Source organism: Caulobacter sp. 602-1, from assembly GCF_003931565.1.
GTDB lineage: Bacteria > Pseudomonadota > Alphaproteobacteria > Caulobacterales > Caulobacteraceae > Caulobacter.
Window position 1 is genome coordinate 136,951 of record NZ_RRYI01000006.1, and the last position, 14,037, is coordinate 150,987.

Below are 14,037 nucleotides of genomic sequence, written 5' to 3' on the forward strand. Positions count from 1 at the left end.
AGGATCCTCACGATCTGCGCAGCGTCGTTGCTGCTGGCCGCGCCAGGCGTCGCTGGCGCTCAGGCCGCCGGTCCGTCCGGTTTCGCGAGCGCCGCTGATGTCCAGACCCAGCTCCGTGACATGCTTGCCGCGATGAAGCCCGACCAGGGGTTCATGTGGCGTCCCTTGGTCCGCGACGGCGCGACCGTGGCGGCGATTGAGATCTGGAAGAAGCCAGGCCGCCCCGCCGTTCACCCCGCCGAAGCGGAATACGCCATCGTACTGGAGGGCGCCGGCACGCTGGTTTCGGGCGGAACCATGACAGACCCGAAGGTCAAGAACGCCAACCTGACCGAGGGCGGCCAGATCGAAGGCGGCGAGACCCGGACACTGGGCCCTGGCGACGTCATCCTGGTGCCTGCGGGCGTGCCGCATTGGTTCGGGATCACCGGCGAGCGGCTCGTCCTGCTGGGCGTCAAATTGCCCGGCGCGAAATGACGCCGCGCCTTAGCGCGCTGTCAGCTCTTGAATTTGGATGTCCTTGAACTCGATCGGATGCCCCTCGCTCTGCAGGGCGATGTAGCCTTCCGTCACCGGCTGGGCGCCGCGCGCCAGGATATAGGGCTTGGCGCCGCCTGCGACGGTGTCGTCGGGATCCAGGGTCACCCCCGCATAGTGGTGGATGGCGACGCCGTTGATCTTCTGGGTGATCTCGCCATTGGGCAGGACTTCCAGCTCGGCCTCGACCCAGGTCCCGTCTGGGATGGTCGGGGCTTTGGCGGACGGGGTGCAGTGCTCCTTCACCTTGGCGCCATCGATGGTGATGGTCAGGCCCGGCGTGCAGACCGCGCCAGTGGGGCGGGGCGCGTCGCCGTCCTTGCCCAGCAGCTGGAACTCGACCGAGACGGGGAAGGGCTGGTCCGTCGTCATGCTCTCGGCGCTCTGGCTCAGGAACATGATCCCGCTGTTGCTGCGCGCCCACGACGGCGTATCGGCCAGGCCGCCCTCGGTGAGGAAGCGATAGGTCAGCTTCAGGCGATAGGCCTTGAAGGGCGTGTTGTAGAACAGGTGCCCGAACTGGCCGTCCAGCTTGTCGTAGTTGGCGTAGGACACCCGGATCGCGCCGTTGTCCGCGACGAAGGTCTGACGGTAGTTCTCGCCCGCCGGATGATTGGCGATTTTCGCCGTCCAGCCGGCGAGGGTCTTGCCGTCGAACAGCGGCCGCCAGGGGCCGGCCTCGACCGCCTGGGCGTTCGCCGCGCCCGCACACAGCGCCAGCAGCAGGCCGGCCACGACCCTGCGCGCACGCGTCGTCGAACTCGTCATCGTGTCCCTCCCAGGCGCTTGGCGATTTTGACGCGAAACGCCAAGCTTTCTTGCAATGTAACCCATTTCATGGAAGCCTCCAGCCAAGAATAGTGGGTTCGCCGAGGTCGGGGCGTCGCGTGGCTTACAGCTTCCGACGTGGTCCATCGAGCGGCCGCGAAGGGAGTGAACATGGCCAATCTCAGCGGCCGCGCGCGGCGTAAGAACACTTATGACGCGATCGTGGTGGGCAGCGGTATCACCGGCGGCTGGGCGGCCAAGGAGCTGACCCAAAAGGGACTCAAGGTCCTGGTGTTGGAGCGGGGCCGCATGGTCCGCCACCTCGAGGACTATCCCACCGCGGTTCTCGATCCCTGGCAGACCAAATATCCGCAAGGACAACTCCCCAAGGCCGAGCTGGACGCGCACTATCAGGTGCAGCGCCGTACCGGCTACACGATGACGGAGTACAGCCAGCACTTCTTCGTCAAGGACGACGAGAATCCCTACACCGAGGAAAACCGCTTCGACTGGATCCGCGGCTACCATGTCGGCGGCCGCTCGCTGACCTGGGGCCGCCAGAGCTATCGCCACAGCCCGATCGACTTCGAGGCCAACGCCAAGGAGGGCATCGCCGTCGACTGGCCGATCCGCTACGAGGATCTGGCGCCCTGGTACGAACATGTCGAGCGCTTCATCGGCGTCTCGGGCCAGGCCGAGGGCTTGCCGCATTTCCCCGACGGCCACTACCAGCCGCCGATGGAAATGAACTGCGTAGAGAAGGCCTTCAAGAGCCGTTCCGAGGCCCGCTTCCCCGAGCGCCGCGTCAGCATCGGCCGCGCCGCGCACCTGACGGAGCCGACCGAGGAGCAGCTCAGCCTGGGCCGCACCAAATGCCAGTACCGAAACCAGTGTATCCGGGGCTGCCCGTTCGGAGGCTACTACAGCTCCAACTCCGGCGGCCTGGTCGCGGCCGAGCGCACCGGCAACCTGGTGATCCGCCCGAACTCGATCGTCACCGAGCTTATCTATGACGACAAGCTCGGCAAGGCGACCGGGGTGCGGATCCTCGACGCCGAGACTCGGCGGGACGAGGAATTCCACGCCGACGTCATCTTCCTGTGCGCCTCGGCCCTGAACTCGGCCTGGATCATGATGAACTCGACCAGTTCGCGGTTCCCGAACGGCTTCGGTAACGGCAGCGATCAGCTGGGCCGCAACGTCATGGACCACCACCTGGGCGTTGGCGCGTCGGGCGAGGCGCCCGAGTTCGCCGATATGTACTATTCGGGGCGGCGTCCGAACGGGATCTACGTGCCGCGCTTCCGCAACCTGGGCGACGAAGCCACCAAGCGAACCGACTATCTGCGCGGCTTCGGCTACCAGGGCGGCGCTGGGCGTCCGACCTGGGATCGCGGTCTCGGCAAGCACGGCCAGGGCGCCGCGGGCTTCGGCGCGGCGCGCAAGGCTGCGCTTAGCCAGCCGGGGCCCTGGAGCATGGGGCTGGGCGGCTTCGGCGAGATCCTGCCCTACGAGGACAACCGCATCACCCTGAACCGCGACGTGAAGGACCAGTTCGGCCTGCCGACTCTGTCGTTCAACGTCACCATGCGCGAGAACGAGATGGCCATGCGCCGCGACATGCAGGCCGCGGCGGTCGAGATGCTGGAAGCCGCCGGCTTCAAGAACGTCAAGGGCCACGACAGCGGTTACGCCCCCGGCCTGGGCATCCACGAAATGGGCACCGCCCGCATGGGACGCGACCCGAAGACTTCGGTGCTGAACGCCCATAATCAGGTTCACGAGTGCAAGAATGTCTATGTCACCGACGGGGCGGCCATGACATCGGCCTCGTGCGTGAACCCGTCCCTGACCTATATGGCCCTGACCGCCCGCGCCGCCGACCACGCGGTCAAGGCCCGCAAGCGGGGAGACCTGTGATGCTGAACCGACGTGACACGCTTCGCGGCCTGGCCCTGGCGGTCGGAGTCGCCTCGACAGGCTGGGCCGAGCGCGCCCTGGCCGCGGCCGCGCCGGCGCCAGCCCTGAGCTGGACGCCGACGGCCTTGACGGCCGACCAGGCCCGGCTGATCGATGTGGTCGCCGAGCTGATTATCCCGGCGACAGACACGCCCGGCGCCCGCGAGGCTGGCGTTCCACAGTTCATCGACCGCGCCGTGGGCGACTACTACGACAAGGCGCAGGTCGACCAGCTGCTGGGCGGATTGGCCCGCATGGACGCCGACGCCCGCGCCGCGCATGGCGATGTCTTCGTGGCGCTGACGCCCGAGCAGCAGGTCACGCTGCTGACGGCCTACGACCAGGAAGCCGGTGTCGCGCGAGGGCAGGGGCAGCCCCACTTCTTCCCGGCGCTGGAAGACATGGTCACCGTCGGCTACTTCACCTCCGAGCCTGGCGCGACCGTGGCTCTGAAGTACGAACCTGTGCCTGGCGCCTATCACGGCTGCGTGCCGCTGTCCGAGATCGGCCGCGCCTGGGCGACGCGCTAGCGTCCTCGTCGCCATCGGGCGGCACGATGAGGCCCAGTGCTCGATGAGGCCCAGTGCCGGCCAGATGGTTCGCACGCGTTAGCAACGGTCGGAGCGAGATCGGTCAGAGCACAGGCACTATTTCCGATAATATATCTTAGACGATTTATGTGGAGTGTTATAGAGGCCGGCTGTCACTCATCCACTGAACGCGCCGACCGCAGCTGCGTAGGTCCAACGCCCCGGTCGTACCATCAGGCTTTCAGGTCGATCAGAGAAAGCGGGATCACCATTTTGTTCGGGTCGGCAGTCTTACGGACGCGTCGCCCGCATCAGACGCGGGAGTCCGCTTGAGCGCGTCCTCGGACGCCGAAGCGACCTCCGGACGGTAGGTCGATGCAAAGGGCGTCAAGCTCGAATACCACATGGTTAACCCCCGATCCCATACGAGGGACAAACTCGCCAAACCTTATGCATCAACCGTGCCATTCAACTAGACGAAGAAGGAGATCCCGTCTGCATGGTGGAAATGCTCTATGAAGGACGTGGTGTAGTAGTTCTCGACCACAAGGGTGACTTCCTATTCAACACCCTGGCCTCGGTGCGCTCGCTGATCGTCAGCGAACCCGCGCGCGCCGCCCTGCCGCGCCTGCGAAGACCGGGTCGAGGACGCCACCCTGGGGCGCCAGATCGAGCTCTGCCTGGGCTCTCTGGGCCTGATGCGCGTGCGGGTGGCCGGACGGCCTTCGGTGCGGCTCGAGGTCGACGAAGCCCTTCGCGCCCTGCCCTTCCCGGCTGATCCGAAGGTCCGCGCTGCAGGCGGGACAGCGCCACTGGCTGCCGTTGACCCACCTCCAGAAACGCGACGTTCGGGATGGTCGGCGAGTGACCGCTCGTGTCTCTCGACCGCACTGCAAGTTCGCTCTCTCCACGCTTTTCGCGCCCGCTGTCCGGATCGCGAAATCGATTGTCCGTCCCGACACGCGCCAGATCGCAACGCACCCTGTATGAGATCCACCAGTTGTTAATGCGAGTTATTCGCATAAGCTTACAAAGGGGTCTCAATGTTCGGGACAAAAGACGGGGTCCGAAATCGTTCGAGTTGGTCGCGAGACGATCATGGCGGACGTGGGCGGGCGATCGCCCGGGGCATGGGCTCTCTCATCGCGTGCGCGATCGTCAGCGCGAATGGCGCGGCCCAGGCGCAAGCGGTCAATCAGCCGGATGAACAACAAAGCACCTCGCGACGAGACGGTCCGGATGAAGTCACGGGCGTCTCCGAAATCATCATCACCGGCGTCCAGGAGGGCGAGACCACCGAACGCACCGGCTCCTATACGACGCGTTCAACCGGCGCCGCGCTCGGCCTGCCGCTCCGACTGAGACAAATTCCGCAGGCGGTTACGGTCATCACCAGCCAGAATATGGAGGACCAGAACCTCACGAGTCTGGACTCCGTGCTGCAAAGCGCGGCCGGCGTGACCCGGAATTTCATTGATTCCGAGCGCGTCAACTATTCGTCGCGCGGATTTGCCGTCGACAACATCATGTATGACGGCGTGGTCAGCTCGCTCGATAACGGCATCGGGTTCATCGACACCGCTCTTTATGATCGCGTCGAGGTCGTGAGAGGCGCAACCGGCCTCCTCACGGGCGCGGGCAATCCGTCCGCGTCGATCAATCTGATCCGCAAGCGTCCAAAGAACGATTTCGCCATAGGCGCTTCGGCGCTGGCGGGATCCTGGGAAAACTATCGCGGCACGCTCGACGTCTCCACGCCGCTCACCGGTAACGGCAGCATCCGCGCGCGGCTCATCGGCGTCTATCAGGATCAGGACTCCTATCTCGATTTCTACCAGCAGAAGAAGGCCATCGGTTACGGGGTGATCGAAGCTGATCTGACCGATCATACGATCCTGACCGCGGGCTTCGAATATCAGCACAACAAGCCCAAGGGCTCGACCTGGGGCGCCGCCCCGCTTTTCTACAGCGACGGCGCCTTGACGACGGATCTGCGTCGTTCAGCGAGCCTGTCGCCGCCATGGACCTATTATGAGGTCGAATCCCAAACGGCGTTCGTCAACCTGTCTCACGAGTTCGCCAATGGCTGGAAGCTCAAGAGCGCGCTGACCCACTCGCAACTGAACCATGACGGGGAGTTGTTCGCGCTGGCGGGGATCGATCCTGCCAATCCTCGGAGGTCTATCGGCTTCTATCCCGATCGGCAGACGGGTTTCTCCAGCGTCCCGGTGATGGGCGCCGGCACGAAATTCAGCGGCAAGACGAGCCAGGATACGCTGGACGTGCAAACCAACGGGCCGGTCGAATTCTTCGGCAGGCGGCACGAACTGATTGTCGGCACGACGCTGTCGCGAACGAAACAGGACACGCCAGGATCTCGCCTTGCGACCAACCTGTATTTTCCCTTCTCGGCGACGCCCGCGCCGTCACTCGACCAGGTGGGCGCGATTCCTCGCTTCGACTTCGAGAACAACTCGATGCCCTGGTCCATGGACTCGAATGTCAGGACCAGAAGATATGGGGTCTACGCGGCGACCCGCCTCTCGCCCACAGATGACCTCAAGATCATCCTCGGCGGCCGTTTCAATCGGTTTGAGCTGAATGACGATGAGGTCGGCTCCGCAAGCGTCAGGTATCGGCAAAACAGGTTCACGCCCTATGTCGGCGCGACCTATGACCTGACTAAAAATGTCACGCTGTTCGCGAGTTATACCGAGACATTCAAGCCGCAGCCGGAGCGGCGGGACCGTAACGGCGACATCCTGGAACCCACCAGAGGCAATAGTCGAGAAGCCGGCGTCAAAGGCGAGTTCTTCGGTGGCAAACTGAACACCTCCCTGACCCTGTTCGACACGCGGCTGGACAAGCTGGCGCAGCAGGATGTCGGGTTCTTCGATCCGACCAATCCGCTGAACACCGCCTATGTCGCGGTCGACGGGACCAAGACCAGGGGCTTCGAGTTGGAAGCGAACGGCGAAATTCTGCCGGGCTGGAACGTGTCAGGCGGCTTCAGCTGGCTGAAAAGCGAAACCCCCGACGGCGCACGCCTCAATCCGCAAGAACCTCGCCGGACGCTGAAGCTCTTTACGAGCTATAACCTGCCGGGAGCCTTGGACAGGCTGACGATTGGCGGCGGGGTCCACTGGCAAAGCGACATTCAGTTCACGGGGATCAACCGGCCGAATGGTCAGGGCGGGCTCCAGCGGGGCGTGACCGTCGTCCAAGGAAGCTACGCGCTGGTCAATGTCCTGGCGCGCTATGCGATCAGCGATCGGGTGTCCGCGTCGGTGAACGTCAACAACCTGCTCGACAAGCGGTATTGGATGCGGGCCGGATTCTACGACACAGCGGCCGTGGGAGCGCCGCGAAACGCCATGCTGACGCTGAACTTCCGGTACTGAGGCCCGCACCCGCATGGCGTCTTCACGGGAAACCTTCAAGTGGAGACGCCATGCGCTTTTGCACCGACGCCTGTGCGCCAAGTCAGGCCAAGCCGGCCTGATCTAATCGCCGCCCTCCCCTTCCCGGCCAGAAAAATAGCGGGCGGGAGACGTGCCCACCATCTTCCTGAACATGGTCACGAAACTGCTCGTACTTTCGTAGCCGAGATCGAAGGCTATGGACTTGATGCTGCGTCCATCGGCCATCCATTGCATGGCGCGGGCCACGTGAAACTGGCGGCGCCACTGTCCCAGGCTCATCCCGATTTCCCGGTTAAGCTTCCGGGCCAAGGTGCGCTCGGTCATGGACATCTGCGCCGCCCACTGCGCCACGGAAGCCTTGTGCGACGGGTCCGACATGATGAGGTCGGTCAATCGTCGCAGCTCGGGATCGGCAGGTAGCGGCAGACGAAGATGCTCCCGACGCGCCGCGCCGATTTCATCGAGGACGACCGGCGTCAGCCGCGCTTCGGCTCCGTCCATCGGATAGAGCGCTGGGAACGCGGCGACACGGAACAGCAACTCCCGCAACAGCGGCGAGACCTTGACGGCGCAGCAGCTTTCGCCCGGGCGGGGATCAAGCTTTGGATCGACGAACAACGCGTAGGACTCGATCCGGCCGACCGCCCAGCAACGGTGAGGGACGTTCGATGGGATCCAGATCGCGCACTTGGGCGGAATGGTCCAGATCTGGCCGTCCGCTTCGCAGTTGAGCACGCCCTTCGCCGTATAGATCAGCGCGCATTCTGGGTGCCGATGCTCGTCAAGGTCGAAGCCATCGGTCATGGAGTCGACGCAGACCGCCAGCAGCGGACGCCACGTGGCGTCCGCATTCATAGCCTGGACAGATGGCGCGCGGACTGGAGGCATGGTGCGGCATCGGTCGCAGGGGCGCCCCCCCGGCTGGGCATTTCCCGGGCGTGACCGAGCGCGGCGGAAATGGTCCGATAAAAGAGGAAGAGGTCGGCCGCGGCGAGCGCGCAAGCCGAGGCGTCGAGCAACCGATCGAGCGACGGCGCGAGCTTGAGCGGCCAGTGAAGTGCGCCGCGCAGAGCTGCGGAGCGCTGACGACGCGCGAGTTCGCCCAGAAGGAGGATCTCGCCCGACGAGACGAAGGGGGAGTCGATGTCGTGAAGACGCGCCGCGGGCAACATCTGCGGCAAGAGGCCGACGACAGCGGCCAGTGCCGATATTCCTTCCTCATCCATGCCGGCGCCGCGTAGCAGTTCCTCGCCCGCGGAGGGCCCAGGCGCCGGCGCCGCCAGCAGGCGCATCGCCTTGATGATCAGACGCTCGTGCCAGTGGCGCGCCCTCATGTTGGTCGGCTTGGCGTGCATCACTGTCGTTAACCCCAATAGCGGAGCGAAATGCGGGGCGAAGCAACTCGGCTCATGACATCCTGTCCTGTTAGGCGCCGAAAGGCCTCGGCAGCATATGCAACTCAGTCGCAGCGAAGACTTAGGCCAGGCCCTGCTTTTGAGCATCCGCCTCGCCCGTCAGCTTCCTTTGCAATCCCGCCAATTTGGGCCGCTCAGGCTCCAATCCTCTTCGTCGCGCGAAGCCATGGCGGGCTTGGCGGCATCTCGAAACTCTTTGGCGGACTCGCGCAACGCGCCCGCGGGCGAGCCGCCCTATCACCTTGTTGCAATCAATTCGCGTTTTCAAAACTGAAGGTACGGAGATTTCCCGATCGAGCAGATAGCGGGGGCCTTTGGGATGGCGGCGTGCGTTGCGTCGGTCCTGATGCTGCGGACAGCATGGAAAGGCGCGGGAACACGGCGCAAGCTTTGGGCGGCGGCCGGTTGGCTGATGCTGATCCCGGCTGTTGCTCTTTACGCCTTCTGGCTCGGGATGGTCGTCGGCCTGGTCGCGGCTCTCCTCACCTTCAGCCTGTGCGCGATGACCGTCGTCAAACTCGGCGAGGAGCGCCGGCCAGCCCGACGATCGGCGCTACGCGCCATTGACGAAAAGCCGCTCGAGCCCGACGAGCGGCCCCGGATTCGCTGGCGGGGCTGGGCAAGAGGCGCGGCGGCGCTCCTTCTCACCGCGATCACCGCCAACGCGATCGGCGCGGCGGTGGCCGGCGTCGCGCCGGGCGCGCGGCTCGACCGCTTCGCCGCCGCCGTCATCCTCGTGCCGCTCCTCTGGGCATGTCTCGTCATCTGGATGCTGAGCGACCGCGTCATTCTGCGCCCAGTCCTCGGCATGACCGGGGCGTCCGCGATCGCCGGCGCCGCCATTGCCTGGATCTTGCTAGCATGAACAATCGCCTCCGCCCCACCACGCGCAAACCGCTGATTTCCAACAGCTGGGTCAGCGCCATGCTGGCGGGTCATTCCGCACTGGGCCTCGCGCTCAGCGCCGCCATTTACCTGATTTGCCTGACTGGAAGCGTCGTCGTCTTCGTGCAGGAGCTGCAACTCTGGGAACAGCCCGCGGCTCCTCGGGTGGTCGCCGTCACGCCCGGCGCGATTGATCGGGGCATTGCAATGCTCCGCGAGAAAGCGCCCAAGGAAGCGGCGCCATCGATTTCGGTGACCCTCCCCTCCCCCTCCAATCCGCACCTTCTGCTCTCGGCGAGAGGTCGTGAGAGCGCGGGTGGCGGGAGCTGGTACGCCGACGTATCAGGTCACCCGGCCATGAAGGTGCGCCACGATGTCAGCGACTTTCTCGTGGGGCTGCATGTCAACCTTCATCTCCCCTTCGGCATCGGCACGGTGATCGTGGCGCTGGCGGGGATGGCGTTGCTGGCGCTGGTGATCTCCGGCGTTCTCGCCCATCCGCGCATCATCAAAGATGCTTTCCGGCTTCGCAGCGGTGGGTCAGAACGGTTGGGTCAGGCTGACCTCCATAACCGCATCGGCGTCTGGGGCTTGCCTTTCCACTTCTTGATCGCCTTCACCGCCGCCTTCCTGGGCGTCTTCATCATCGTTTTCGGCAGTGTCGCCGCGACCACGTACAAGGGCGACATGGCCAAGGCCTTCACCGATCTCGCGGGTCCTTCCGCACGTTCGGCGGCTCACGCGCCTCACAACGATCAGGTTCCATCCGTCGCGCCATTCATCGCCGCGGCGACCGCCGCCGCCCCGGGCCTCACGCTCCAGTCGGTCGACATCCAGCAGCCGGGCGCCAAGAGCCAGTTGATCGGGATCGGCCTGCGCGACCCGCGCAGCCTCGTTCTTAGCGAGCGCGTCGTCTTCGATAGCCAGGGTCGAAAGGTCTTCGCGTCAGACGTCGCCAAGCGGTCACTCGGCCAACAGATGATCTTCGCCATTCAGCCGCTCCACTTCGGCTGGTTCGGCGGGATCTTCGTCAAGCTTGCCTACGGCGTCCTTGGCCTGTCGATGTGCGTCGTCACGGCAAGCGGTTTTCGGATCTGGTTGGCGCGTCGGCGCGACAAGGGCCGCCCCGCGCCGGTCATGGAGCGGCTGTGGACAGCCACGATCTGGGGACAACCGTTGGCCCTCGCGCTCGCCGCGGTCCCGTCGCTGGCGACGGACGCGAAGGCCGCGCCGCTGCTCGGCTGGGCCGCGGGCACGATAGCGGCCTATGCCGTGGCCTGTTTGCCCTCGCCGCAGGCGCGACTGGGTGTCGGCTTGCGCGCGGCGACGGCCGTGGCGCTGGCGGGACTGGCGCTCGTCCATGCCACGATCAGCGCGGCGGGCGGCCTTCCCGCCGTCGACCCGATGAGCTGGTCGGTCGACGCCGCGCTGCTCCTAACAGCCTTCTTCGTCGCCCGGCCGATGCTGAAGCTTCGCCGTTCCCCCCGCGCCGTGGCGATGGCGGACCGCGATCAGACGCCTGTAGCTCTGCCGGATTGAGCAATATCGCCAAAGAGTTTCGCAATACCGCCACTCAGTTGAGAATTGCTCGCACTTTTGAAGCTTTGCCGGCAGATTGAAGGCTGCCCCTGGGGAGCAGAGCGATGCAAAGCGACGACTACGAAATTTTCGAGCCCGAGGAGATTCCCCGCCCCGTTTCGGCGGTGGGGATGGAGCTTTTCACGGAAGGTTTCGAGCAACCGCCGCATCACCATCGCAAAGCGCAACTCATCCTGGCGGTCCGCGGCCTGATCACGTGCGAAGTGGCGCACGGTCTGTGGATGGTCCCACGGCAATGCGCGCTGTGGATCCCTGGCGACATGGAGCATAGCGTGCGCTGCGCCGGCGACCTCGAGGTCTACACGCTCTTCATCGATCCCGAACTTGCCCGCAATCTGCCCGCGGCGTGCAGCACCTTCTCGACCGGGCCGCTGCTGCGCGAGCTGCTGATCGCCGTGTCTCGCCTCCCGTCCCTCTACGATGTCGACGGCGCTGACGGTCGTCTTGTTCAGACCATGCTCGACCAGCTCGAGCGCGCGCCAATGGGAGCGCTTCATCTGCCCATGCCGGCCGACCCGCGGTTGCGAACCATCGCCAAGACCCTGTCGTCTGATCCCGCCAATCGTACGACCATCGGGGAATGGGCCCGGATCGTCGCCATGAGCGAGCGCAGCCTGTTCAGGCTCATCATGAGCCAGACCGGCATGAGCTTTGGGCGGTGGCGCCAGCAGTTCCAGGTGATGTTCGCGATCGAGCGTCTGACCGAAGGCGCGCCCGTGCAGAGCGTCTCGTTCGATCTCGGTTACGAAAGCGCCAGCGCTTTCATCACGATGTTCAAGAAGGTCATGGGGCAGCCGCCGGGGCAGTTCCTGGCGGCGCGGCGGAGCGCGGCGCCCACGGCGACGCCGCAACAGAGCAAGCCCAAAATCATATCCACGATGATGGAGGCTCAGAGAGCGCTGGGGCTTTGATGCGCGGCCTTGCTTGATCCGGCCGACGGACCGCCAGGCGCCCGCACGGATCTAGAAGATTGGCAGTTTCGATAAATCATCTGCCCGAGCGGCCAAATCCAAAATGACATCAAGAGCCTAGGAAGGCTTGGAATGATGAACTTGTTGGATTCAGGCCATGCTGGTGGACGACACGCAGTTTCCGATAGTGCGGATGCACTATAATCGCACCGATGACCGAGGCGATGACGTCAGCTTCCAGATTTTCGAGAATCTCCTCGAGCGTAAGACGCCCTTCGTCTTGATCGGTCTCGGCGCGGAACCTGACGAGGTTCAGTCGGCCGAGGAACGAAAGCGGGTGACGCTGTGGATGAAGCGCAACCGCCAGGCGCTCCACACCTATGTCCGGGCGATGGTGTATATCGAGCCGAGCCCGGCCAAACGCTTCCTCGCCAAGACCTCGGCGCCCGTCTTCCAAAAATTCTGGGGCTATCCGATCCTCGTCTCTGCTTCCGAAGCGGAAGCCGAAGGTGTCGCCGCACGGCTGCTCGCGGGCGAACTGGCCGCCCAGATCGAGGCGGAGCAGCCCGATGCGTAAGAGCCTGATCTGCTCCACCTCGATTTTGGCGGTTCTGCTGCTTGGCGGTTGCGCGGGCCTGCCGAAACAAGGCGCGGCGCCGGCGATGCGGCCAGCGAGCGCCTTCGCAAGCGCCGCAAGTCTGGCGGCGCCCGAGACATCCTGGCCGTCAGATCGTTGGTGGGAAGGCTTCGGCGATCCGCAACTGACGGCGCTGATCGAAGAAGGCCTGTCGGCCGCGACCGATCTGCGCGTCGCGCAGGCGCGGTTCGAACGGGCCGAGGCGCTGGTGCGGCAAGCACGCAGCCGACTGCTGCCATCGATCCAGGCCAATGGGGAGATCGGCGGGACCAAGCAGAGCTACAACTACCTCACCCCACGCGCGCTCGCACCCCAAGGCTGGCAAGACTATGGCCAGGCGACGGCGCGGCTGGATTGGGAGCTGGATTTCTGGGGGCGGAACCGGGCCGCGCTTGCCGCGGCGCGTTCAGATGCCGCGGCGGCCCAGGCCGAGGCGGCGGCGACCCGCCTGATCCTCTCGGCCGGTATCGCGCAAGCCTATGCCGATCTGGCCGATCTCTTCGCGCAAGCCGATGCGGCGCGGCGCGCCGTCGAGGTGCGGCGACGCACTGTCGAACTGATGGATGGGCGACGGGCGCAGGGGCTTGAAAACGCCGGCGCCGTCGAGCGGGCGCGTTCGGCGCTCGCCGCCTCTCAGGGAGAGCTTGCCGCGCTGAATGAAACCGTCTCGCTCACGCGCAATCGGATCGCTGTGCTGCTCGGTGCGGGGCCCGATAGAGGCCTTTCCATCGAGCGGCCGACCGCGCGCGCGGCGGAGGACCTCGGTCTCCCCGCCAACTTGCCGGCCGACCTTATCGGGCGACGCCCCGATGTGATCGCCGCGCGGCTGAGGGCGCAGGCGGCCGCAAGCCGGATCAAGCAAGCGCGCACCGCTTTCTATCCGAACGTCAACCTTGCCGGGCTGATCGGGTTTCAGTCCATCGGCATTGGCGATCTCGTCAAGTCGGGCTCGACCTTTGGCACCGCCGGACCAGCCGTCAGCCTGCCGATCTTCGACGGGGGGCGGCTGACCGGCGCTTATCGCGCCGCTGAAGCCGACTATCGCGGCGCGGTCGCCGAATATGACGGCGCGCTGGCCCAGGCCCTGCGCGAGGTCGCCGACGTCGCCGCCAGCGAACGGGCGCTCGCCGAACGCATCGGTAGGGCCGATGAAGCCGAGCGCGCCGCGGCCGCAGCCTGGACAGTGGCCAACAATCGCTACCAGGGCGGGCTTGCCACGTCTCTCGATGTGCTCGTGGCCGAAGACGCCCTGATCGATGCGCGGCGCAACCTCGCCACGCTCCGCAATCGCAAATTCGTCCTCAATGTCGGCCTTATCCGCGCGCTCGGCGGCGGCTTCCGTTCCTGAAGGATCTCCAGATGTCCACTCAAAAC

12 protein-coding genes are annotated in these 14,037 nt (G+C 65.2%); 9 read left to right on the forward strand and 3 right to left on the reverse strand.

Annotated elements, in window-relative coordinates; genetic code table 11:
* The first annotated feature begins 27 nt into the window (after window positions 1-27).
* The gene (locus tag EIK80_RS18055; protein ID WP_233586878.1) at window positions 28-477 is read left to right on the forward strand and encodes a cupin domain-containing protein; all 450 of its coding nucleotides are present in this window, start codon (window positions 28-30) and stop codon (window positions 475-477) included.
* Window positions 478-486: 9 nt separating this feature from the next.
* Here EIK80_RS18055 and EIK80_RS18060 read toward each other — a convergent pair whose 3' ends face one another.
* Entirely contained in the window at window positions 487-1,305 is an 819-nt protein-coding gene (locus EIK80_RS18060) for a DUF1080 domain-containing protein (RefSeq protein WP_125158407.1), read from the reverse strand.
* Window positions 1,306-1,476: 171 nt separating this feature from the next.
* Here EIK80_RS18060 and EIK80_RS18065 point away from each other — a divergent pair, with 171 nt between their 5' ends.
* The 3 genes from EIK80_RS18065 to EIK80_RS18075 all read left to right on the forward strand — a co-directional run bounded on the left by EIK80_RS18065 (window position 1,477) and on the right by EIK80_RS18075 (window position 7,195).
* Window positions 1,477-3,225 carry an FAD-dependent oxidoreductase gene (locus tag EIK80_RS18065; RefSeq protein ID WP_125158408.1) on the forward strand — a complete coding sequence of 583 codons (1,749 nt, stop codon included), beginning with the start codon at window positions 1,477-1,479 and terminating at the stop codon, window positions 3,223-3,225.
* Entirely contained in the window at window positions 3,225-3,794 is a 570-nt protein-coding gene (locus EIK80_RS18070) for a gluconate 2-dehydrogenase subunit 3 family protein (protein ID WP_125158409.1), read from the forward strand. The genes EIK80_RS18065 and EIK80_RS18070 overlap by 1 nt, the downstream gene beginning before the upstream one ends.
* A 1,130-nt stretch (window positions 3,795-4,924) precedes the next feature.
* Entirely contained in the window at window positions 4,925-7,195 is a 2,271-nt protein-coding gene (locus EIK80_RS18075; RefSeq protein ID WP_158624731.1) for a TonB-dependent siderophore receptor, read from the forward strand.
* 102 nt (window positions 7,196-7,297) lie between these two features.
* Here EIK80_RS18075 and EIK80_RS18080 read toward each other — a convergent pair whose 3' ends face one another.
* Complete coding sequence (locus EIK80_RS18080) at window positions 7,298-8,020, reverse strand: helix-turn-helix domain-containing protein (protein WP_158624732.1); 723 nt, start codon at window positions 8,018-8,020, stop codon at window positions 7,298-7,300.
* Between the two features lie 47 nt (window positions 8,021-8,067).
* Window positions 8,068-8,571 carry a hypothetical protein gene (locus EIK80_RS18085; RefSeq protein ID WP_125158412.1) on the reverse strand — a complete coding sequence of 168 codons (504 nt, stop codon included), beginning with the start codon at window positions 8,569-8,571 and terminating at the stop codon, window positions 8,068-8,070.
* Window positions 8,572-9,043: 472 nt separating this feature from the next.
* On the opposite strand from EIK80_RS18085, the gene EIK80_RS18090 reads away from it, so the two are divergent.
* The 5 genes from EIK80_RS18090 to EIK80_RS18110 all read left to right on the forward strand — a co-directional run bounded on the left by EIK80_RS18090 (window position 9,044) and on the right by EIK80_RS18110 (window position 14,011).
* A complete protein-coding gene (locus EIK80_RS18090; RefSeq protein ID WP_125158413.1) occupies window positions 9,044-9,496 on the forward strand; it encodes a hypothetical protein in 453 nt (150 codons plus the stop codon).
* Entirely contained in the window at window positions 9,493-11,055 is a 1,563-nt protein-coding gene (locus EIK80_RS18095) for a PepSY domain-containing protein (RefSeq protein ID WP_158624733.1), read from the forward strand. Before EIK80_RS18090 ends, EIK80_RS18095 begins: the two co-directional genes overlap by 4 nt.
* A gap of 104 nt (window positions 11,056-11,159) precedes the next feature.
* Window positions 11,160-12,026, forward strand: a complete 867-nt coding sequence (locus EIK80_RS18100; protein WP_125158415.1) for a helix-turn-helix domain-containing protein — start codon at window positions 11,160-11,162, stop codon at window positions 12,024-12,026.
* 157 nt (window positions 12,027-12,183) lie between these two features.
* On the forward strand, window positions 12,184-12,603 hold the full coding sequence (locus EIK80_RS18105) for a hypothetical protein (RefSeq protein WP_125158416.1): 420 nt from the start codon (window positions 12,184-12,186) through the stop codon (window positions 12,601-12,603).
* Window positions 12,596-14,011 (forward strand): efflux transporter outer membrane subunit, encoded by a 1,416-nt coding sequence (locus tag EIK80_RS18110; RefSeq protein ID WP_125158417.1) that lies wholly within the window; start codon window positions 12,596-12,598, stop codon window positions 14,009-14,011. Before EIK80_RS18105 ends, EIK80_RS18110 begins: the two co-directional genes overlap by 8 nt.
* Window positions 14,012-14,037: the final 26 nt, after the last annotated feature.